This window comes from Rhodopseudomonas palustris, from assembly GCF_003591005.1.
Classification (GTDB): domain Bacteria; phylum Pseudomonadota; class Alphaproteobacteria; order Rhizobiales; family Xanthobacteraceae; genus Rhodopseudomonas; species Rhodopseudomonas palustris_K.
In genome coordinates this window covers 295,416-314,146 of sequence record NZ_QYYD01000001.1, presented here as the reverse complement: position 1 = coordinate 314,146, position 18,731 = coordinate 295,416, and the positions used below count along the sequence as shown (strand labels likewise).

Genomic DNA, 18,731 nt, shown 5'->3' with positions numbered 1-18,731 from the left:
TAGCGGATCGCATTTCCGGCTCAACCAGAGCTTCTATTCTGATAGGATCAGGGTGGGAGCTCTGTGATTTTTGATGGGTGTGTGTTCGCCGCACAGAGCTGTGCGCGCGGTGCCAGACCGCTAGAGTGCAAGACATGAACATTCTGCCCGACCCCAACGCGACCGTTGCCAGCCTGCTGACTCCGGAGGCCGCCAAGGCAGCAGCCCTGGCAGCGTCGACAGCAACCGCACCCGGCGTCCTCACCATCGACCTCGACGCTGTCGTGGCGAATTGGCGAAAGCTCGAGAAGACGGCGGTGCCGGCCGAGGCCGCGGCGGTCGTCAAGGGCGACGCCTATGGCTGCGGCACCGGCCCTGTCACGCGCGCGCTTGCCGCCGCGGGCTGCAAGACGTTCTTCGTCGCCACGCTGGGCGAAGCCGCCGCGGTACGCGCCGTCGCGCCGGAGGCCACGATCTATGTGCTCGACGGCTTCTTCCAGACCACCGGCGACGAATTCGCCAAACTGAATTGCCGTCCGGTGATCGGCGACCTGTATGAACTCGCCGAATGGGACGTCTACTGCCGCCGCACCGGCTGGAGCGGCGGCGCCGCGATCCATATCGACACCGGCATGAACCGGCTCGGCCTCACCGTCACCGAGGCGCAGGGCATCGTGCCGCGCATCGCCGCCGGCGACCACGGCATCACGCTGGTGATGAGCCATCTGGTCGCGGCGGAGGCCCCCAATCACCCGATCAATGCCAAGCAGGTCGCGACATTTCGCGAGATCGCCAGCCAGTTCACCGGCGTGCCGGCTTCGCTGTCGGCCTCGTCGGGCATCTTTCTCGGCGCGCAGTTTCAGTTCGACATGGTCCGCCCCGGCGCGGCGATGTATGGCGTCAATCCGACGCCGGAATCCGACAATCCGATGCAGCCTGTGGTCGACCTCAAGGCGCGGATCGTGCAGGTCCGCAACGTCGAGCGCGGCGACACCGTCGGCTACGGCGCGACCTGGAGTGCGCGACGGCCGACCAAGATCGCGGTGTTGTCGGCAGGCTATGCGGACGGTTACTTCCGTGCCGCAGGATCCAACGATGGCACCCGTGGCGCCGACGTGATCATCGCCGGTCAGCGCTGTCCGATCGCCGGCCGCATCTCCATGGACCTGATGGCGGTGGATGTCACCGAACTGCCCGCCAACGCCGCGCGCCGCGGCCAGATGGCGACACTGATCGGCGACGGCATCACCGTCGACGAACTCGCCCGCCCGTTCGGCACCATCGGCTACGAAGTCCTGACCAGCCTCGGCCCGCGCTATGCGCGGATCTACAAGGGCGGCGAGGCGAACGCAGCGACAGCGCCGACGATCGCACCTGCGGAGCCGGTGGCACCGGCAAGCTGAGGCCGCGCTTTCACGTACAACCTCGCCCCGTCATTGCGAGCGCAGCGAAGCAATCGAGCGCAGTGCGCGGGGCTGGATTGCTTCGCTGCGCTCGCAATGACGAGAGGCCCAACCCTGCCTTTCAGTCTTCGTGTACCAAGAATAGAAAGCCGGTGATCGCCGCGCAGAACGCAAACGAACCCGCGATGCCGACGACGAGGACAACACGGATCAACATCGGTGCCTCACTGGTGTCGATCACCTTCGCCAGCCCGAAGTAATTGCCGATCAGCAGGATGATCGCGAAGCCAGCGCCGAACACCGCGCCCATGACGAAGTGCCCCGCCACCTGCCGCCATTTCCGTCGCTCGTAGACCCTACGCTCATCGTCTCGCATCGGCCGTCGATCTTATCCGAGCCCAGACGCGCTGTCGTGACGGACTGCGGTCGAAAAAGGACAATGACAATATTGACGAAAAGAACAAAATATGAACATTTTGAGGCCCGTTCGCTCTTAGCACTGACGTATCTGAACATGGCCAAAGCCTCCCCCACATTCGTCTGCCAGAATTGCGGCGCATCGTATAATCGCTGGCAGGGCAAGTGCGAGGCTTGCGGCGAGTGGAACACGCTGGTCGAGGAAGCCGGCGACAGCGCCGTGCCGGTCAGCATCCGCGCCAAGCGGCGCGGCCGGACGTTCAAGCTGGAGTCGCTCGCCGGCAAGACCCAGGACGCGCCTCGCCTCACCTCCGGCATCGCCGAACTCGACCGCGTCACCGGCGGCGGCTTCGTGCGCGGCTCGGTGCTGCTGGTCGGCGGCGATCCCGGCATCGGCAAGTCAACGCTGCTGACGCAGGCCACCAGCCTGATGGCCAAGGCGGGCCATCGCACCGTCTATATTTCCGGCGAAGAAGCGATCGCGCAGGTGCGGCTACGCGCCGAGCGGCTCGGCCTGGCCTCGGCGCCGGTCGAACTCGCCGCCGAGACGTCGGTCGAAGACATCATCGCAACCCTTTCTGAAGGCGCCGTGCCGCGCCTGATCGTGATCGACTCCATTCAGACGATGTGGACCGACACGGTGGAGTCGGCGCCCGGCACCGTGACGCAGGTTCGCGCCTCGGCGCAGGCGCTGATCCGCTTCGCCAAGAAGAGCGGCGCCGCGATCATCCTGGTCGGCCACGTCACCAAGGACGGCCAGATCGCCGGACCGCGCGTGGTCGAGCACATGGTCGACGCGGTGCTGTCGTTCGAAGGCGAAGGCTCGCAGCAGTTCCGCATCCTGCGCTCGGTGAAAAACCGCTTCGGACCGACCGACGAGATCGGCGTGTTCGAAATGACCGGGCTTGGCCTGCGCGAGGTCAGCAACCCGTCGGAGCTGTTCCTGTCGGAACGCGATCTTGGTTCGCCTGGCACTGCAGTGTTTGCCGGCATCGAAGGCACTCGGCCGGTGCTGGTTGAATTGCAGGCGCTGGTGGCGCCGACCACGCTCGGCACACCGCGGCGTGCAGTCGTCGGCTGGGACTCTGCAAGGCTCTCGATGGTGCTGGCGGTGCTCGAGGCGCATTGCGGCGTCAAGCTGTCAGGCTACGACGTCTACTTCAACGTCGCGGGCGGGCTGCGCATCAACGAGCCGGCCGCCGACCTCGCCGCCGCCGCGGCTCTCGTCTCGTCGCTGGCGAACTCGCCGCTGCCGACAGACGCGGTGTATTTCGGCGAGATCTCGCTGTCCGGCGCGGTCCGGCCGGTGGCGCAGACGCCGGCGCGGCTGAAGGAAGCCGCCAAGCTCGGCTTCGGCCGGGCCATCCTGCCCGAGACCGCCCGCGGCGATGCGCCGTCCGATGCCGGGCTGTCGCTGCAGACCGTCGGCGGCCTGACCAGCCTGGTGGCCGACATCGCAGCGCGCGGAACACCGCGCGCGGCCGCACGCAAGCGCGAGCCGGCGGACCGTGCGGAGAAAAATGCCACACCGGCCCGATTCCGGCAGCGCGAGAGCTGATCCGGGGTGACCTTTGCGCAACGCGCCGTTATACAACGCGCGCGCGGACGAGTTAATGCCGACCATCCCGCGACACGGCAGCACGATGCTGTGTCGAAAGGTCGTTGACCGTTTTCTCGCCTTGCGCAGCGTGCCATACCACCGTCGCGTGCCCTGACAGCACGCACCGATTCGCCGTTTTGCACACCCAGCGGACCCGACTGGCCGATGCCGATTACGATTCTCGACTTCGTTGTCCTCGCGGTGATGTTGGTATCCGGCCTGCTGGCGATGGTCCGCGGCTTTATGCGCGAAGTGCTGTCGATCGCCGCGTGGGGCGCTGCGGCGCTGGTCACGCTCTACGCCTTCCAGAAGCTGCTGCCGACTGCCAAAACCTACTTCACCAACGACACCGTTGCGGCGGTCGTGGTGATCGCCGGCGTGTTCCTCGGCACGCTGATTATCGTGTCGATCATCACCGTGCGGATCTCCGACATGATCCTGGATTCGCGGATCGGCGCGCTCGACCGCACACTCGGGTTCCTGTTCGGCCTCGCACGCGGCCTGCTGATCGTGGTGGTGGCCTATCTGTTCTTCAACTGGCTGGTTCCCGAGAAACAGCGACCGGATTGGGTCGTCAACGCAAAGTCTCGCACAGTTTTGCAAGGCAGCGGTGACTGGTTGATGACACTCTTGCCGGATGACCCTGAAAACACCATCTTGAAGAGGTTCAAGAAAAACAAGCCGGAGGAAGAGCAGACCGATGATTCGGCTGCTCCCGGCAGTGGTGATGGCTACAGCAAACCAGCCCGCGACAGTTTGAAGAAACTGATAGAGGGCAAACCGGCCGCGCGCTGAGCGTTGGCCCAACTGAGAGGCCCGATGGACGCGCAGAGCTCTTCCGACGACGCCCGCGACCCGCAAATCCTCGATAGTCAGATGCATGACGACGTATTCGACACCGACGGCGATACGCTGCGGGAAGAATGCGGCGTCTTCGGCATTTTTGGCCATCCGGATGCGGCCGCGATCACCGCACTCGGGCTGCACGCGTTGCAGCACCGCGGTCAGGAAGCAGCCGGCATCGTGTCGTTCGACCATGGCCGGTTTCACTCCGAGCGCCGGCTGGGGTTGGTCGGTGACACCTTCTCGCGCGCGGATGTGATCGCGCGGTTGCCGGGCAATCTCGCGGTCGGGCACGTTCGCTACTCGACCACGGGCGAGACCATTCTGCGCAACGTCCAGCCGCTGTTCGCCGAGCTCAACGCCGGTGGCTTCGCGGTCGGCCACAACGGCAATCTCACCAACGGACTGACGCTGCGCCGCGAACTGGTGCAGAGCGGCGCGATCATGCAGTCGACCACCGACACCGAGGTGATCCTGCATCTGGTCGCGCAGTCGAAGCGGCCGCGGTTCATCGACCGCTTCATCGAAGCACTGCGCGCGATCGAGGGCGCCTACTCGCTGGTCTCTCTCACGAACAAGAAGCTGATCGGTGCGCGCGACCCGCTCGGCATTCGCCCGCTGGTGCTGGGCGAGCTCGATGGCTGTCCGATCCTGGCGTCGGAAACCTGCGCCCTCGACATTATCGGCGCCAAGTATGTGCGTGACGTCGAGCCCGGCGAGATCATCGTGTTCGACGAGCAAGGCGCGCAGAGCCACAAGCCGTTCCCGCCGCAGCCGCCGCGGCCCTGCATCTTCGAGTACATCTACTTCGCCCGCCCGGATTCGATCGTCGGCGGCCGGTCGGTGTACGACGTGCGCAAGGGCTTCGGCGCCCAGCTGGCGCGCGAGAGCCACGTCGAGGCCGACGTCGTGGTGCCGGTGCCGGATTCCGGCGTGCCGGCCGCGATCGGCTACAGCCGTGAAAGCGGCGTGCCGTTCGAGCTCGGCATCATCCGCAATCACTATGTCGGCCGCACCTTCATCCAGCCGACGCAGAGCGTGCGCGAACTCGGCGTGCGGATGAAGCACTCCGCCAATCGCGCGGCGATCGAGGGCAAGCGGATCGTGCTGATCGACGACAGCCTGGTGCGCGGCACCACGTCGAAGAAGATCGTCAAGATGATGCGTGACGCCGGCGCCCGCGAAGTGCATTTCCGCATCGCCTCGCCGCCGATCACCCACCCCGACTACTACGGCATCGACACCCCGGACCGCGCCGGCCTGCTGGCGGCGACGCACTCGCTGGAGCAGATGCGTGAGCTGATCGGCGCCGACTCGCTCGCGTTTCTGTCGGTCGACGGCATCTACCGCGCCATGGGCGAGCCGGGCCGCGACCCGGCGCTGCCGAAGTTCACCGACCATTGCTTCACCGGCGAGTACCCGACGCCGCTGACCGACATGAACCAGACCGAAAACTCGCCGCGGCAATTGTCGCTGCTGGCGGAAGCGAGCTGACAGCTCGCCTGTTTCGTCTTACTAAAGTTCGTGAAGCCCGGCCTTGTGCCGGGCTTCAACGTCTCTAGAAGAACGGTATTGGTCGGGGCGGTCCCGGCCGCAAGTTCAATCATCAAGTGCCGGCCATGACACAGCCCCTCGCCTCCCGCATCGCTCTCGTCACCGGCGCCTCGCGCGGCATCGGCTATGCAACGGCGCGGGTCCTCGCCCGAGCCGGCGCCCATGTGATCGCCGTCGCCAAGACGCAGGGCGGGCTCGAAGAGCTCGACGATGCGATCCGCGCCGAAGGCGGTCACCCGGCCACGCTGGTGCCGCTCGACCTCAAGGATCTGGAAGCGATCGCCCGGCTCGGCGCCTCGATTTACGAGCGCCACGGCAAGCTCGACGTGCTGGTCGGCAGCGCCGGCGTCGCCGGCCCGTCGTCCCCGCTCGGCCACATCGAGGTGAAGGCGTGGTCGGACGTGATCAACCTCAACCTGACCGCCAACTTCCAGCTGATCCGCTGCATGGAGCCGCTGCTGCGTGCCTCCGATGCCGGCCGCGCCGTGTTCCTGACCTCGCGCGCCGGCGGCAAGGCACCGGCCTATCGCGGGCCTTATGCAGCTTCGAAAGCGGCGCTTGATACTTTAGTTCAAGTGTGGGCCGCGGAAGTGATCAATACGACACCGATCCGGATCAACCTGTTCGATCCCGGCCCGACGCGTACCAAGCTGCGCGGCACCATCATGCCCGGAGAAGACCCGGAAACGCTGCCCTCTCCGGACGACGTCGCCGAGAAGTTGTTACCGCTGTGCCTGCCGAGCTGGACCGAAACCGGCAAGCTGTTCGACGGCATCTCCGGCTCGCTGAAAGACCCCGCTGCGGATTGACTTCCGCAGGACGGCACGATTGACTGACCGCAAGCGGGGAGAACACCCGCTCACAATCTGCCATCCTCAAAGGGGGAAATGATGAGAGTCGCATTGTCGCGTCGTCGTGCCATCGCGCTTGCGCTGGCGAGCGCCGCGTTCGCCTCGCCTGCACTTGCCCAGGACAAGACCGCCAAGATTGGCGTGCTCAATGATATGTCGAGCCTCTACGCCGACATCGGCGGACCGAACTCGGTGGTCGCCGCCAAGCTGGCCATCGCCGACTCCGGCCTCGAAGCCAAGGGCTGGAAGATCGAACTGATCGCCGGCGATCACCAGAACAAGCCCGACATCGGCGTCAACGTTGCGCGCCAGTGGATCGACGTCGACAAGGTCGACCTGATCACCGACACGCCGAACTCCGGCGTCGCGCTGGCGATCAGCAACCTCGTCAAGGAGAAGAACAGCATCCTGATGAACTCGGGCGGCGCCAGCGCGGACCTCACCGGCAAGGCGTGCAATCCCAACACCATCTCGATGACATACGACACCTACATGCTGGCACACGGCACCGGTCAGGCACTGACCAAGGCCGGCGGCAACACCTGGTTCTTCCTCACCGCCGACTACGCATTCGGCGCCGCGCTCGAACGCGACACCACCGCAGTGGTGAAGGCCAATGGCGGCCAGGTCCTGGGCAGCGTCAAGCACCCGATCAACAACGCCGACTTCTCATCCTTCCTGCTGCAGGCGCAGGCCTCCAAGGCCAAGGTCGTCGGCCTCGCCAATGCGGGCGGCGACACGACGAACTCGATCAAGCAGGCGGCAGAATTCGGCATCACCTCCGGCGGCCAGAAGCTGGCCGCGCTGCTGCTGTTCGTCAACGACGTGCACTCGCTCGGCCTCAAGGTGGCGCAGGGTCTGACCTTCACCGAGTCCTATTATTGGGACCTCAACGACAACACCCGCGCGTTCGCCAAGAGGTTCTCGGAGCAGGCCAGGAACAACGCCAAGCCGTCGATGACCCAGGCCGGCGTGTATGCGGCGGTGCTGCATTATCTCAAGACGCTGGACGCGATGGGCGGCAACCCACACGACGGCGCCAAGGTGGTGGCCAAGATGAAGGAGATTCCGGCCGACGACGTGCCGTTCGGCAAGTCGATCATCCGTGCCGACGGGCGGCGCATGGTCCCGGCCTATCTGTTCGAGGTGAAGACCCCGGCGGAATCCAAGGGACCGTGGGACTACTACAAGAAGATCGCCGACATCTCCGCCGAAGACGCGGCCCGCCCGTTGTCAGAAAGCGAGTGCCCGCTGGTCAAGAAGTAAGCCCAGCCGTCACTGCCCGCGAGGCCGTCCAGACAAACGAGCGCTGGGCTGGATTGCTTCGTCGCCATGCCTCGCCCGGACGGCGCAAAGGCGCCGCTCCGGGGGCTCGCTCGCACTGAAGATCCGGGTAACTCACACATCAGGCGCCGCTTGCGGCGCCTGATTGTTTTCGGGCCCACCCGCCGCTCCGGCCGCGATCACCACCGAGACTATCAGCAGCGCCCCGGCGAGCAGGAACGGCGCTCCGGGTAGCTCCAGCGGAGCGTTGCCGCCGATGAAATAAGCAAAAATCAGCGTGAACAGGAACGGGCCGATCAACTCGGCGATGCTCTTGACGCTGGTCATCGCGCCCTGCAGCTGGCCCTGTTGTTCGGACGATACCAGCCGCGTCATCATTCCGGAGGTTGCCGGCCCTGCGATCCCCCACAGCGTCATCACCGGAATACCGATCCAGAACAGCGCGCCCGTCGGCGCCAGCGCGTAGATCAGAAAGCCGAGCGCGCCGCCGCCATAACCGATGATCTGCGCGTTGCGCTCGCCGAGCCGCTTCACCGCGGGCCCTACCAGCCCACCCTGCACGATCGCGGTGCAGACGCCGACGAAGGCCAGTGCCAGACCGATCCTGGTCTCGCTCCAGCCGTAGCGATAGCTCGCATACAGCACGAAGATCGCCGGCAGCGCGACGTGCGCAACCTCGGCACAGAACTCGACCACCGCCATCGCGGCGAGCCGGCTGTTGGAGCCGAGCAGCCGCACGGCTCCGACCGGATTGGCCGATCGCCAGCGAAACGGCGAGCGCCGCTCCGGCGGCAACGATTCCGGCAACACGAACAAACCATACAGAGCGTTGCACAAGCTCATTCCGGCCGCGACCCAGAACGGCAGCCGCGGATCGACGCCGCCGAGCAGCCCGCCCATCGCCGGACCGATGATGAAGCCGAGCCCGAACGCGGCGCCGACTTTGCCGAACACCGCGGCGCGCTTCTCCGCTGGCGTCACGTCGGCGATGTAGGCGAACGCCGTCGAGATACTTGCCGCAGTGATGCCCGAGATCACCCGCCCGAGAAACAGCCAGCCCAGCGACGGCGCCAAAGCCATCAGGACGTAGTCGAGCCCGAGGCCGAGATTGGATAGCAGGATCACCGGCCGGCGGCCGAAATGATCGGACAGCCCGCCGAGCACCGGCGAGGCGACGAACTGCATCAGCGCCCAGGCGGTGCCGAACAGGCCGTAGATGCGGGCTGCGTCCGCGGTGTTGTTGTTCGAGAAGCTCTCGATGAGCTTCGGAAGGATCGGCAGGATCATGCCGATACTCAGCATGTCGAGCAGAATGGTGACGAAGATGAATCCCACCGCGGCGGGCCGCGCGCCTCCCGCCCCGATCGTCTCGGACGGTTGGTCGCCGCTGGTCATGACTTCCGCTTGCGCTTATGGGCGAACGGGTTCGCCTTCTCGCGGAGCGTGATCCGCACCGGCGTGCCGGGCAGCTTGAAGACGCCGCGCATCGAGTTGACCAGATAGCGCAGATAGGATTCCGGCACCGCGTCGGCGCGCGAGCAGAACACCACGAAGCTCGGCGGCCGCGCCTTGGCCTGGGTCGCGTAGTTGAGCTTCAGCCGGCGGCCGGCGACCGCGGGCGGCGGGTTCTGCGCCACCGCCTGCTCGAACCAGCGGTTCAGCGCTGCGGTCGGCACGCGCGTATTCCATACGGCGTAGGCGTCCTGGATCGCCGTCATCAGCCGGTCGACGCCCTCGCCCAGCATGCCCGAGGTCGCGACGATCGGCACGCCGCGGATCTGCGGCAGCCAGTGGTCGGCATCGGCGCGCAACTGTGCGATCTGGCCGCCCTGCTGCTCGACCAGATCCCATTTGTTGACCGCGATCACCAGCGCACGGCCCTCGCGCTCGATCAGATCGGCGATGCGCAGATCCTGCTCCTCGAAGCGGTTCTGCGAATCCATCATCAGCACCACCACTTCGGCGAAGCGTACCGCGCGCAGCGCGTCGGCGACCGACAGCTTCTCGAGCTTCTCCTCGATCCGCGAGCGCCGCCGCAAACCAGCGGTGTCGAAAATGCGGAAGTCGCGGCCCTTCCACTTCACCTCGACGGCGATCGAGTCGCGCGTCGTGCCGGCTTCGGGGCTGGTCAGCAATCGGTCCTCGCCGAGCAGCCGGTTGATGAAGGTCGACTTGCCGGCGTTGGGCCGGCCGACGATCGCGACCCGGATCGGGCGACGCGCGATTTCCTCGTCGGTCAGTTCGTTGAGGTTCTCGTCGTCGTCCTCATCCTCTTCGACCGGCTCCGGCATCAGCACGCGCAGCGCGTCGTAGAGTTCGCTGAGGCCTTCGCCGTGTTCGGCGGAGATCTGCACCGGATCGCCGAGGCCGAGCGCGTAGGACTCCATCGCGCCGATCTCGCCGTGCTTGCCCTCGCTCTTGTTGGCGACCAGCACCACCGGCTTGTTGGCGCGGCGGGCAAAGTCCGCGAAGGCGCGGTCGTTCGGCGTCAGCCCCATGCGGGCGTCGAACACGAACATCAGCGCGTCGGCGAGCGCGATGGCGGTCTCGGTCTGCTGCTGCATCCGCGCCGTCAGCGAGCCTTTGGCGCCCTCGTCGAGCCCCGCCGTATCGATGATGGTGAATTCGAGATCGCCAAGGCGCCCCTCGCCTTCACGGCGGTCGCGGGTGACTCCAGGCGTGTCGTCGACCAGCGCGAGCTTTTGCCCGACCAGACGATTGAACAGCGTTGATTTGCCGACGTTAGGTCGGCCGATAATGGCGATGGTGAACGACATGGCTGATCCGTGCGCCGAGAAGCGGTGACCTGTCAATGTCGCGGCGTACCGGAAGCGCGCCGGAAGCCCTGATCAGCGCTGGAAAGTACCGCTCGGCAGCGGCGCCGGGAAAGCCGACGTGCCTTGCTGCTGTTGCTGGACCGGAGCCGGAGCCGGTTCTGCGGAGGGCTGGTCGGCCGCTGGCGCGGTGGTGCTGCGGCGGCGCGCCTGCTTGGCGGGCTTCGGCGCCGGCGGCGCAGCGGCTGTGCTGCCGTCTTCCTCCGAGGCGTCCGGCGACGGCCGCGCCGCGGGGCGGGATGCTGTCGAACTGCGTTGCGCCTTACTACGCTTCGGCTTGGCTTCCGGCGGCGGCGCGGCTGGCGGCTCCGGCTCCATTACGGCCTGATCCTGTTGCTGCGCGCCTTTATAGAGCCCCTTCGGCACACCCTGCTCGAGCCCCGGGACGCCTTCAGGGAACACCGGCTTGCGATCGCCCGCCAGCTTCTTCTTGTTGTCCAGGAAGTCGAACATATCGGTCGGATCCCAACCGCCCATGCTGCCGCAGCCACCCAATCCGCTCGACAGCGCGAGCAGAACGGCAAGGGAGATCAGGCGGTGCGAACGGCGCATGGGCGATGTCTCACGTAACTCGAACGTTGGCGATGGTGCCGGTCGGTGTCGAACTAGCTCTTGGCGGCGGGCGGCAGCAGCGCCTGCATGACTTCGGCGCGGTTACGCAGGCTCGCCGGCGTTTCCGGATCGAGATTGATCTGCTCGATCCACTGCCGCGTCGCCTCGACATTGTTGGCGCGCCAGGCAGATAGCGCCAGCATCTCACGCGCGGTGTGACGATAGATGGCGCCCGGACCGGAGATCGGTTCGAGGCGCTGCACCATGTCGTTATACGCCGTGGTGTCGACCAGCAGCTGGCCGATACGCAGCGTCGCGAGATCGCGGTCCTGCGCCGGGACGCTGCGATCGGCCGCGATCGCTTCGTACAGCTTGACCGCCTGCTGCGGATCGCGCGCGGCGGCTTCGGCTGCGGCGCGCAGCCGCGCGAGGTTGCGATAGCCCGCAGGCGCGGTCGCGGCGATCTTGTTGAAGGCTTCTTCGGCTTCGGCGTGCTTGTTCTGATCGGACAATTCGGCCGCGGCGGTGAAGGCGGCACCGGCTTCGGCGGCCTTCTTGCCTTCGAGATATTGATAGCCGCGCCAGCCGCCGACTCCGGCCACGATCAGGATCGCGCCGATGATGATGAACAGCGAGTATTTGTCCCACAGCTGCTTGAGCCGTTCGCGACGGACTTCTTCATCGACTTCGTTAAATAGTTCAGACACTTATGGATTTCCTGTCGCGATCTCGTGGCGCTGCCGCAAAGCGCGCCGGGCGTCTGTCCCAGAGACGCTGCGGCGGCGATACTCTAGCGATATGGCGGTGGCAAGGCAAAGCAAGCCGGATCAAGGGGATGTCCCGAAACCATCAACTGATGCTTGCTCGGATCTGCCCGTGAGCTCATGCCCTGAGCTTACGCCGCAATTCTTGCGGCAAAGTTCAGGCAGTCGCTCGCCCTCGCACGTCGTCCTGTCTCAGTTCTTCTTCATCCCATAGACGTGTTCCGGACCCGGGAAGGCACGCGAGCGGACCTCCTCGGCATAGCCCTTGATGGCCGCTTCGATGCCGGGACCGAGCTCGCCATAGCGCTTGACGAATTTCGGCGGCTTCGGCGACAGGCCGAGCATGTCTTCGAGCACCAGCACCTGACCGTCGCAGGCTGGGCTGGCACCGATGCCGATAGTCGGGATCGCGATCGTCTCGGTGATCTTGCGGCCGAGCGGTTCGGCGACCGCTTCGACCACGACCGAAAACGCACCGGCCTCGGCGACCGCCTTGGCGTCGGCCTCGATCGGCTCCCAGCTGCCCTCCTCGCGGCCCTGGGCGCGGAACGAGCCGAGGGTGTTGATCGACTGCGGCGTGAGGCCGATGTGGCCCATCACCGGAATGCCGCGCTCGGTGAGAAACCTGATGGTATCAGCCATGCGCACGCCGCCCTCGAGCTTCACGGCGCCGCAGTGTGTCTCCTTCAGGATGCGCGCGGCGGAGTGGAAGGCCTGCTCCTTCGACGCTTCATACGAGCCGAACGGCATGTCGACGACGACGAGGGCGTGCTGCGAGCCGCGCATCACCGCGTGGCCCTGCAGGATCATCATGTCGAGCGTCACCGGCACCGTAGTCTCGAAGCCGTGCATGACGTTGCCGAGCGAGTCACCGACCAGGATGGCGTCGCAGTAACGGTCGACCAGCGAGGCGGTGTGGGCGTGATACGAGGTCAGCATCACGATCGGATCGCCGCCCTTGCGGGCGCGAATGTCCGGAGCAGTCTTGCGCCGAATGGTCGATTGAACAGACATGCTTAGGCTCCGAACACGGGTACGCCGATGACGTAGGGATGGAAGACGAAAGCGAGCGCCAGATACAGCACGACGCCGGCGACGATAGCGATGACGTCGTTCCTGGCACCACCGACCGGGATCGGCGGACCGCCCGCGTCGCTGCGCCGCTTCAGCGAGATGCGGTCGTACACCGCCCAGGCCAGCAGCGAACCGAACAGGATGATCGACCCGAGATCGCCGTTGGCGATCAGATGCCCGACCGCCCACAGCTTCACCGCGGTCAGCATCGGGTGCTTGACCGCCGCGTAGATGCGGCCGCGCGAATACGCCGCGGCGAGCAGGATTGCCATCGGCAGCATCAGCAGTGCGGTGAGATGTTTGGTCCAGCGCGGCGGGTACCAGACATCGATCCAGCCATCCGCCCGATAGGCGGCAAAGCCATAGGCGATCAGCAGCAGGCCGCCGATCGCCAGCACCGCGTAAGCGATCTTATAAATGGCCTCGCCGCCGATGCCGATCAGGCGGCTGCGCAGATCGCGCCGCGTCGTCACGACATGGGTGCCGATGAACAGCACCAGGCCGAGGATCATCACCGCAAGTCCCATCGCGTCACTCCTGTCTCGGCCGGCGCATGCGGCAGTTTGCGCCCTGGCCAATTCCCCCTAAGGTCCGCGCCGTCGCGCGGCCGCAGCACGGCGCCGCGCGGGCAAATCCGGGTATCATTCTTTACAGGACCGATGCAAATGCTGGGAGACTTCCTCCGAACGCTGCGGCCGACGTTCGCGATGCTGGTTGCTCTGTGCACGATCAGCGCTCCCGCTTCGGCTGAGACGGCGGCATGGCCGCCAAGGCTGGTGCGGATCGTCGTGCCGTTCGGCGCCGGCTCGACGCCGGACATCGTCGGCCGCATCCTTGCCGACAGTTTGCAGGCGCGACATCCCGGCACGACGTTCGTGATCGAGAACAAGCCGGGCGCCGCCGGCAACAACGGCACCGACGCGGTCGCCAAGGCAACACCGGACGGCGCGACGCTCGGCATCTCGATCCCCGGCCCACTGGTGATCAATCAGATGGTGTTTGCCAAACTGCCTTACGATCCGGAGCGCGACATCACGCCGGTGACGATGCTGACGCGGCTTCCGAACGTGCTGGTGGTGCCGTCGAGCCTCGGTGTCAGCAGCGTCGCCGACTTCGTCGCGCGGCTGAAGGCGCCGGGCAGCAGCGTCGCTTACGCCTCGATCGGCGCCGGCTCGCTGTCGCAGCTGTGCATGGAAGCGATCGCGCAGCAGGCCGGTGCCAAGCTGGTGCATATTCCGTATGCCGGCTCGCCCAATGCGGTGACGGCGCTGATCCGCGGCGACGTCCAGGCCGCGTGCCTGCCGGCGATCGCGGTCACGCCGCAGCTCGCGTCCGGCACGATGAAGATCCTCGCGGTATCGACGCCGGAGCGCTCGCCGTTTCTACCTGACGTGCCGACGCTGAAGGAGAGCGGGATCGATGTGCAGTCCGACGCCTGGAACGCCCTGATCGCCCCGCGCGGCACGCCGCCTGCGCTGATCGACGCGATCAACGCCGAAGTGCGGCGGTCGCTCGCCGAGCCGGCGGTGGCCGAGAAGCTGAAAGTCCAGATGATCACGCCAGCGCCCTCCTCGCCGGACGAGTTGCGCAAGACGCTGGCGGAGGAGAAGGCGCTATGGTCGGGCGTGATCCGCGCCGCGGGCATCCGGATCGAGTGAGGTCGCGGCTAGCCGCCTCAACAACATCGACTCCCGACGGGCAGCACCGCCTCTCCGCGAGTCATTCCGGGCGCTTGCGAAGCAAGCGAACCCGGAATCTCGACATGTGACGCACCGCCGAACGTTTCCACAATTTCGGGATTCCGGGTTCGCTCACTGCGTGAGCGCCCCGGAATGACCGTGCGTGGGGCGACGGACGTGAAGGCGGTGCGATGGGCGCATTCTGTCTCGGTCGCCGAACGCTGCTGAAAGTCCCTGCCGGGCTATTTGTAGTAGCCGACCGCGCAGGTCTGGTCGCCGATCTTGGTGACGTAGCTCACCTTTTGCACCGGGTCGGTCTGGCCTGGGCGCGGCCACATGTAGCTGACTTCCTTGACCTCGCCTTCCTTGGCGGTGGCGTAGATCTCTTCGCCGAGCGGCTTGCCGGTCTTGTCCTTGAGGTCCTTGAGGCTCTTGCCGGTCAGCGTCGGGTGCGCGGTGAACAGGCCGTCGGGGCCGCCGCAGAACGGGTAGAGGTCGCGGTCCTTGAAGCCGCCCTCACCCTTGGCGAATTCCGACAGCGCCTTGGCCTTGTCGACCTTCACCGCGGCTGCGGCTTTGGTGAGCATCGCTTTGGCTTCGTCGGCGGTGCCGAACTCGGCGGCGAACGTTGCCGAGTTCGCGAGCAGGCCCGCGCTGGCGATCACACACAACAGTGACTTGAATTTCATAGTTCCCTCCTCGTCGGCTCCCTTGATGGAGCGTGGCGGAAGGATAACCGGGCGTTCCAGCGGCGGTCAGCGCGACTTAGGACTAACCATAAGGCGATACCGGACGCCGCTCCATGCGTTCACGCGAAATGTTAGTGCGAGCTGATCCAGGCGCGGGCTTCGCGCTGCGCTGCGGCAATCTGCTCGGCCGACATCTGCGAAGCGACTTCGCGGCGCAGCTCGATCGCATCGGCCCGGCCTTTCAGCGCGGCCAGATTGAACCATTTGTGCGCCGCGACGAGGTCGACCGAAGCGCCGCGCCCGGAGGCGAACAGCAGTCCGAGGTCGAACAGCACATCCGGATTTTCGCCGGCTTCGATCGGCAGCGCAGTCTCGGTGTTCAGAAATCCCTGCAGCATCTGTCTCTCCATCTGACCGCCCCCGGAGGGCGGCTCCTGTCGTCTGTCTTGTCGTCCCCACCGCCGTGACCCGGCGTGTTTGTGTCAGGCGATCTGACCATTCAAATTTGAAGAGCAGTTTAAGCGTCGCGATGAACGGATTCTGAACGGTGCCGGCCCGCCATAATCGGCGGAATCAGAAAACACCTGTGCGACAGGCATTTCCTCCATCGCTTCACGGCCCGTTTACCCTGCGGTTTGGCGAACCGATAACCATCGGGCGAAGCGGCAACACCTTGGCAGCCGCAAACTCTGTGCGGGGGCAGCAATCACCGATGGGAGGAGCTTGGATCAGCCCGGCTTCAGAAGCAGCGGGACGGCGCGCCGGATACGGCTGCGCACAAAGAACGAGGGCGTCGGCGAACACGTCAGGACCAAATCTCACAGGCGGAGACCGCCGTGAAACTGCGGACCAGCATCCGCACCGTAAGAAGAAGAACCGCTTCTTCTGCCGTACGCGCGCTCGGAAATTCTCCGCCGCGCTAACCGGCCGTTTGGCCTGATGTCTCGCCGACACCCTCTCGTCTACCGGACCCTCGCCGAACCGCCGCTGAGCGCAGTCGTTCGCCGATGTCGTGTGACGCTGCCGACGTTCGAGTCGCCGGCACTCGCTCGTGAGCGAGCTTACTTCTTCTTGGCGGCCTTCTTGGCGACCTTCTTGGTGGTCTTCTTCGCGGTCTTCTTCACGGCGCTCTTCGCGGTCTTCGCGGTCTTCGCCTTCTTCGGCGCCGCTTTCTTCGTCGCCGCCTTCTTCGCTTTCTTGGCCATGTTGCCCTCCGATAAAGTGAGATGGCTGATTGCTGCTGCGTGCACTCGGGAATCGAGATGCACTACTTCCCGAATACACCAACACATCGAAAAAAACAGTGTCCCGCTTAAGGAAGTGTTGATGGCTGTTTGCCGCGCGGCGTCGGCGTCTTTCGAATTCGCGCGTCGTGCAGTTCGCCGCGTGATCGCGTTTAGCCCCGAAAAATCTACATCGGCGTTTGTCAAGATCGAGAGAAAGCCGCGCGCGACAATCGTTTCTCAAATCCGATTAGTACGCTAACTACGCGTTTCGGCGAAGCGGCCGGGCGCCCGAGTCGGCGCGCAGGAGCCTGCCGCGGAGTCTGAGTCGGAATTTTTGGCAATGAAAATATTTTCATCCACACCCCCGTGCCGGCGCCGAAAAGACGCGCCGGAGAGGCGTTTCGGGACGAATCGCGAATGATGATTCGAAGGCGCGCGCCGCCGAGTGATGTCGTCGCACGGCGCGACGACGCTCGGCACGGCGTGATCAGAGGCCGAGTTTGCGCTTCAGAAGATCGTTGACGGCCTGCGGATTTGCCTTGCCGCCGGAGGACTTCATCACCTGTCCGACGAACCAGCCGAGCATCGCCGGCTTGGCCACGACCTGTGCGACCTTGTCGGGATTGCCCGCTACGATCTCGTCGACGACCTTTTCGATCGCGGACAGATCGGTGACTTGCTTCAAGCCGCGTTGTTCGACGAGCACGCGCGGATCACCGCCTTCAACCCAGACGATCTCGAACAGTTCCTTGGCGATCTTGCCGGAGATGGTGCCCTCCCCGATCAGATCGACGATCGCGGCAAGCTGCGCCGCGGAGACCGGCGAAGCGTCGATGCTCTGGCCGTCCTTGTTGAGCCGGCCGAACAACTCGTTAATCACCCAGTTGGCGGCGAGCTTGCCGTCGCGCGCTTTGTCGGCGAGCCCGGCGAGCACCGCCTCATAGAATTCGGCGCTCTCGCGCTCGCTCACCAGCACGCCGGCGTCGTCGGCCGACAGCCCGAAAGCGCCCATGAAACGGGCCTTCTTGGCATCCGGCAGTTCCGGCAGGCCGGCCTTCAGCTCGTCCACATAGGCCTGCGAAAACTCGAGCGGCAACAGATCCGGGTCGGGGAAGTAGCGATAGTCGTGCGCCTCTTCCTTCGACCGCATCGACCGCGTCTCGCCCTTGGTCGCATCGAACAACCGTGTCTCCTGATCGATCGCGCCGCCGTCTTCGAGGATGCCGATCTGCCGACGCGCTTCGTATTCGATCGCCTGGCCGATGAAGCGGATCGAGTTGACGTTCTTGATCTCGCAACGTGTGCCGAACGGCTCGCCCGGGCGACGCACCGAGACGTTGACGTCGGCGCGCAGGCTGCCCTTCTCCATGTCGCCATCGCACGTCCCGAGATAGCGCAGGATGGTGCGTAGCTTGGAGACGTAAGCCTTGGCCTGTTCGGACGACCGCAGATCCGGCTTGGAGACGATCTCCATCAGCGCGACGCCGGAGCGGTTGAGATCCACGAAGGTCGAGGTCGGATGCTGATCGTGCAGCAGCTTGCCGGCGTCCTGTTCGAGATGCAGCCGCTCGATGCCGACACCGACGCTGTCGCCGGTCGGCAGATCGACGACGACCACGCCTTCGCCGACGATCGGCGATTTGTACTGGCTGATCTGATAGCCCTGCGGCAGGTCGGGATAGAAATAGTTCTTCCGGTCGAACACCGAGCGCAGGTTGATCTGCGCGTTCAGTCCCAGTCCCGAACGGATCGCCTGACGAACGCACTCCTCGTTGATCACCGGCAGCATGCCGGGCATCGCGGCGTCGACCAGCGAGACGTGGCTGTTCGGCGCGCCGCCGAACTCGGTCGCGGCGCCGGAGAATAGCTTGGCATTCGACGACACCTGAGCGTGGACCTCCAGCCCGATCACAATCTCCCAATCGCCGGTGGCGCCCTTGATGAGCTGGGACGGTTTGACGGGTGCGTTCATGGCAGGTCCT

The 18,731-nt window shown here is 65.4% G+C and carries 18 protein-coding genes; 7 read left to right on the top strand and 11 right to left on the bottom strand.

The annotated features are described in order from the left end of the window. Positions 1 to 134 precede the first annotated feature (134 nt). Positions 135 to 1,382 (top strand): alanine racemase, encoded by a 1,248-nt coding sequence (gene alr, locus D4Q52_RS01465; RefSeq protein ID WP_119854744.1) that lies wholly within the window; start codon positions 135 to 137, stop codon positions 1,380 to 1,382. Positions 1,383 to 1,503: 121 nt separating this feature from the next. Here the strand turns inward: alr and D4Q52_RS01460 are convergent, their stop codons facing one another. Further along, on the bottom strand, positions 1,504 to 1,758 hold the full coding sequence (locus D4Q52_RS01460) for a hypothetical protein (RefSeq protein WP_119854743.1): 255 nt from the start codon (positions 1,756 to 1,758) through the stop codon (positions 1,504 to 1,506). A gap of 138 nt (positions 1,759 to 1,896) precedes the next feature. Between D4Q52_RS01460 and radA the strand changes: the two genes are divergently transcribed. The 5 genes from radA to D4Q52_RS01435 all read left to right on the top strand — a co-directional run bounded on the left by radA (position 1,897) and on the right by D4Q52_RS01435 (position 7,913). Next, positions 1,897 to 3,357, top strand: a complete 1,461-nt coding sequence (gene radA, locus D4Q52_RS01455) for a DNA repair protein RadA (protein WP_119854742.1) — start codon at positions 1,897 to 1,899, stop codon at positions 3,355 to 3,357. A 207-nt stretch (positions 3,358 to 3,564) separates the two neighbouring features. After that, positions 3,565 to 4,194, top strand: coding sequence for a CvpA family protein (locus D4Q52_RS01450; RefSeq protein WP_119854741.1), 630 nt, complete (start codon positions 3,565 to 3,567; stop codon positions 4,192 to 4,194). Positions 4,195 to 4,275: 81 nt separating this feature from the next. Then, positions 4,276 to 5,736, top strand: coding sequence for an amidophosphoribosyltransferase (gene purF / locus D4Q52_RS01445; protein WP_234831033.1), 1,461 nt, complete (start codon positions 4,276 to 4,278; stop codon positions 5,734 to 5,736). 125 nt (positions 5,737 to 5,861) lie between these two features. Then, the gene (locus D4Q52_RS01440; protein WP_119854739.1) at positions 5,862 to 6,605 is read left to right on the top strand and encodes an SDR family NAD(P)-dependent oxidoreductase; all 744 of its coding nucleotides are present in this window, start codon (positions 5,862 to 5,864) and stop codon (positions 6,603 to 6,605) included. Positions 6,606 to 6,686: 81 nt separating this feature from the next. After that, positions 6,687 to 7,913, top strand: a complete 1,227-nt coding sequence (locus tag D4Q52_RS01435; RefSeq protein WP_119854856.1) for an ABC transporter substrate-binding protein — start codon at positions 6,687 to 6,689, stop codon at positions 7,911 to 7,913. A gap of 132 nt (positions 7,914 to 8,045) precedes the next feature. Here D4Q52_RS01435 and D4Q52_RS01430 read toward each other — a convergent pair whose 3' ends face one another. The 6 genes from D4Q52_RS01430 to D4Q52_RS01405 all read right to left on the bottom strand — a co-directional run bounded on the left by D4Q52_RS01430 (position 8,046) and on the right by D4Q52_RS01405 (position 13,682). Continuing rightward, a complete protein-coding gene (locus D4Q52_RS01430; RefSeq protein WP_119854738.1) occupies positions 8,046 to 9,326 on the bottom strand; it encodes a TCR/Tet family MFS transporter in 1,281 nt (426 codons plus the stop codon). Next, the gene (gene der / locus D4Q52_RS01425; RefSeq protein WP_119854737.1) at positions 9,323 to 10,708 is read right to left on the bottom strand and encodes a ribosome biogenesis GTPase Der; all 1,386 of its coding nucleotides are present in this window, start codon (positions 10,706 to 10,708) and stop codon (positions 9,323 to 9,325) included. Before der ends, D4Q52_RS01430 begins: the two co-directional genes overlap by 4 nt. Positions 10,709 to 10,780: 72 nt before the next feature. Beyond that, a complete protein-coding gene (locus tag D4Q52_RS01420; RefSeq protein WP_119854736.1) occupies positions 10,781 to 11,317 on the bottom strand; it encodes a hypothetical protein in 537 nt (178 codons plus the stop codon). 53 nt (positions 11,318 to 11,370) lie between these two features. After that, on the bottom strand, positions 11,371 to 12,024 hold the full coding sequence (locus tag D4Q52_RS01415) for a tetratricopeptide repeat protein (RefSeq protein ID WP_119854735.1): 654 nt from the start codon (positions 12,022 to 12,024) through the stop codon (positions 11,371 to 11,373). A 249-nt stretch (positions 12,025 to 12,273) separates the two neighbouring features. Beyond that, positions 12,274 to 13,095, bottom strand: a complete 822-nt coding sequence (gene panB / locus D4Q52_RS01410) for a 3-methyl-2-oxobutanoate hydroxymethyltransferase (protein WP_119854734.1) — start codon at positions 13,093 to 13,095, stop codon at positions 12,274 to 12,276. Between the two features lie 2 nt (positions 13,096 to 13,097). Then, positions 13,098 to 13,682, bottom strand: coding sequence for an NnrU family protein (locus tag D4Q52_RS01405; protein WP_119854733.1), 585 nt, complete (start codon positions 13,680 to 13,682; stop codon positions 13,098 to 13,100). A 138-nt stretch (positions 13,683 to 13,820) separates the two neighbouring features. Between D4Q52_RS01405 and D4Q52_RS01400 the strand changes: the two genes are divergently transcribed. Beyond that, positions 13,821 to 14,813 (top strand): tripartite tricarboxylate transporter substrate binding protein, encoded by a 993-nt coding sequence (locus D4Q52_RS01400; RefSeq protein ID WP_182915187.1) that lies wholly within the window; start codon positions 13,821 to 13,823, stop codon positions 14,811 to 14,813. Positions 14,814 to 15,076: 263 nt separating this feature from the next. On the opposite strand, the gene D4Q52_RS01395 is transcribed toward D4Q52_RS01400, so the two are convergent. The 4 genes from D4Q52_RS01395 to gatB all read right to left on the bottom strand — a co-directional run bounded on the left by D4Q52_RS01395 (position 15,077) and on the right by gatB (position 18,721). Beyond that, complete coding sequence (locus tag D4Q52_RS01395; protein WP_119854732.1) at positions 15,077 to 15,523, bottom strand: cache domain-containing protein; 447 nt, start codon at positions 15,521 to 15,523, stop codon at positions 15,077 to 15,079. 131 nt (positions 15,524 to 15,654) lie between these two features. Continuing rightward, the gene (locus tag D4Q52_RS01390; protein ID WP_119854731.1) at positions 15,655 to 15,921 is read right to left on the bottom strand and encodes a hypothetical protein; all 267 of its coding nucleotides are present in this window, start codon (positions 15,919 to 15,921) and stop codon (positions 15,655 to 15,657) included. Positions 15,922 to 16,584: 663 nt separating this feature from the next. Beyond that, positions 16,585 to 16,728, bottom strand: coding sequence for a histone H1 (locus D4Q52_RS01385; RefSeq protein WP_119854730.1), 144 nt, complete (start codon positions 16,726 to 16,728; stop codon positions 16,585 to 16,587). A gap of 508 nt (positions 16,729 to 17,236) precedes the next feature. After that, positions 17,237 to 18,721: an Asp-tRNA(Asn)/Glu-tRNA(Gln) amidotransferase subunit GatB gene (gatB, locus tag D4Q52_RS01380; RefSeq protein WP_119854729.1), complete on the bottom strand. Its 1,485-nt coding sequence runs from the start codon at positions 18,719 to 18,721 to the stop codon at positions 17,237 to 17,239. Between the last annotated feature and the right edge of the window lie 10 nt (positions 18,722 to 18,731).

Excerpts from the sequence above, each read along its gene's own strand:
- D4Q52_RS01420 (WP_119854736.1), bottom strand. The coding sequence starts at position 11,317 with ATGCGCCGTTCGCACCGCCTGATCTCCCTTGCCGTTCTGCTCGCGCTG.
- der (WP_119854737.1), bottom strand. The coding sequence starts at position 10,708 with ATGTCGTTCACCATCGCCATTATCGGCCGACCTAACGTCGGCAAATCA.
- gatB (WP_119854729.1), bottom strand. The coding sequence starts at position 18,721 with ATGAACGCACCCGTCAAACCGTCCCAGCTCATCAAGGGCGCCACCGGC.
- D4Q52_RS01430 (WP_119854738.1), bottom strand. The coding sequence starts at position 9,326 with ATGACCAGCGGCGACCAACCGTCCGAGACGATCGGGGCGGGAGGCGCG.
- D4Q52_RS01405 (WP_119854733.1), bottom strand. The coding sequence starts at position 13,682 with ATGGGACTTGCGGTGATGATCCTCGGCCTGGTGCTGTTCATCGGCACC.
- D4Q52_RS01460 (WP_119854743.1), bottom strand. The coding sequence starts at position 1,758 with ATGCGAGACGATGAGCGTAGGGTCTACGAGCGACGGAAATGGCGGCAG.
- purF (WP_234831033.1), top strand. The coding sequence starts at position 4,276 with ATGCATGACGACGTATTCGACACCGACGGCGATACGCTGCGGGAAGAA.
- panB (WP_119854734.1), bottom strand. The coding sequence starts at position 13,095 with ATGTCTGTTCAATCGACCATTCGGCGCAAGACTGCTCCGGACATTCGC.
- D4Q52_RS01450 (WP_119854741.1), top strand. The coding sequence starts at position 3,565 with ATGCCGATTACGATTCTCGACTTCGTTGTCCTCGCGGTGATGTTGGTA.
- alr (WP_119854744.1), top strand. The coding sequence starts at position 135 with ATGAACATTCTGCCCGACCCCAACGCGACCGTTGCCAGCCTGCTGACT.
- D4Q52_RS01400 (WP_182915187.1), top strand. The coding sequence starts at position 13,821 with ATGCTGGGAGACTTCCTCCGAACGCTGCGGCCGACGTTCGCGATGCTG.
- D4Q52_RS01440 (WP_119854739.1), top strand. The coding sequence starts at position 5,862 with ATGACACAGCCCCTCGCCTCCCGCATCGCTCTCGTCACCGGCGCCTCG.
- D4Q52_RS01395 (WP_119854732.1), bottom strand. The coding sequence starts at position 15,523 with ATGAAATTCAAGTCACTGTTGTGTGTGATCGCCAGCGCGGGCCTGCTC.
- D4Q52_RS01390 (WP_119854731.1), bottom strand. The coding sequence starts at position 15,921 with ATGCTGCAGGGATTTCTGAACACCGAGACTGCGCTGCCGATCGAAGCC.
- radA (WP_119854742.1), top strand. The coding sequence starts at position 1,897 with ATGGCCAAAGCCTCCCCCACATTCGTCTGCCAGAATTGCGGCGCATCG.
- D4Q52_RS01435 (WP_119854856.1), top strand. The coding sequence starts at position 6,687 with ATGAGAGTCGCATTGTCGCGTCGTCGTGCCATCGCGCTTGCGCTGGCG.
- D4Q52_RS01385 (WP_119854730.1), bottom strand. The coding sequence starts at position 16,728 with ATGGCCAAGAAAGCGAAGAAGGCGGCGACGAAGAAAGCGGCGCCGAAG.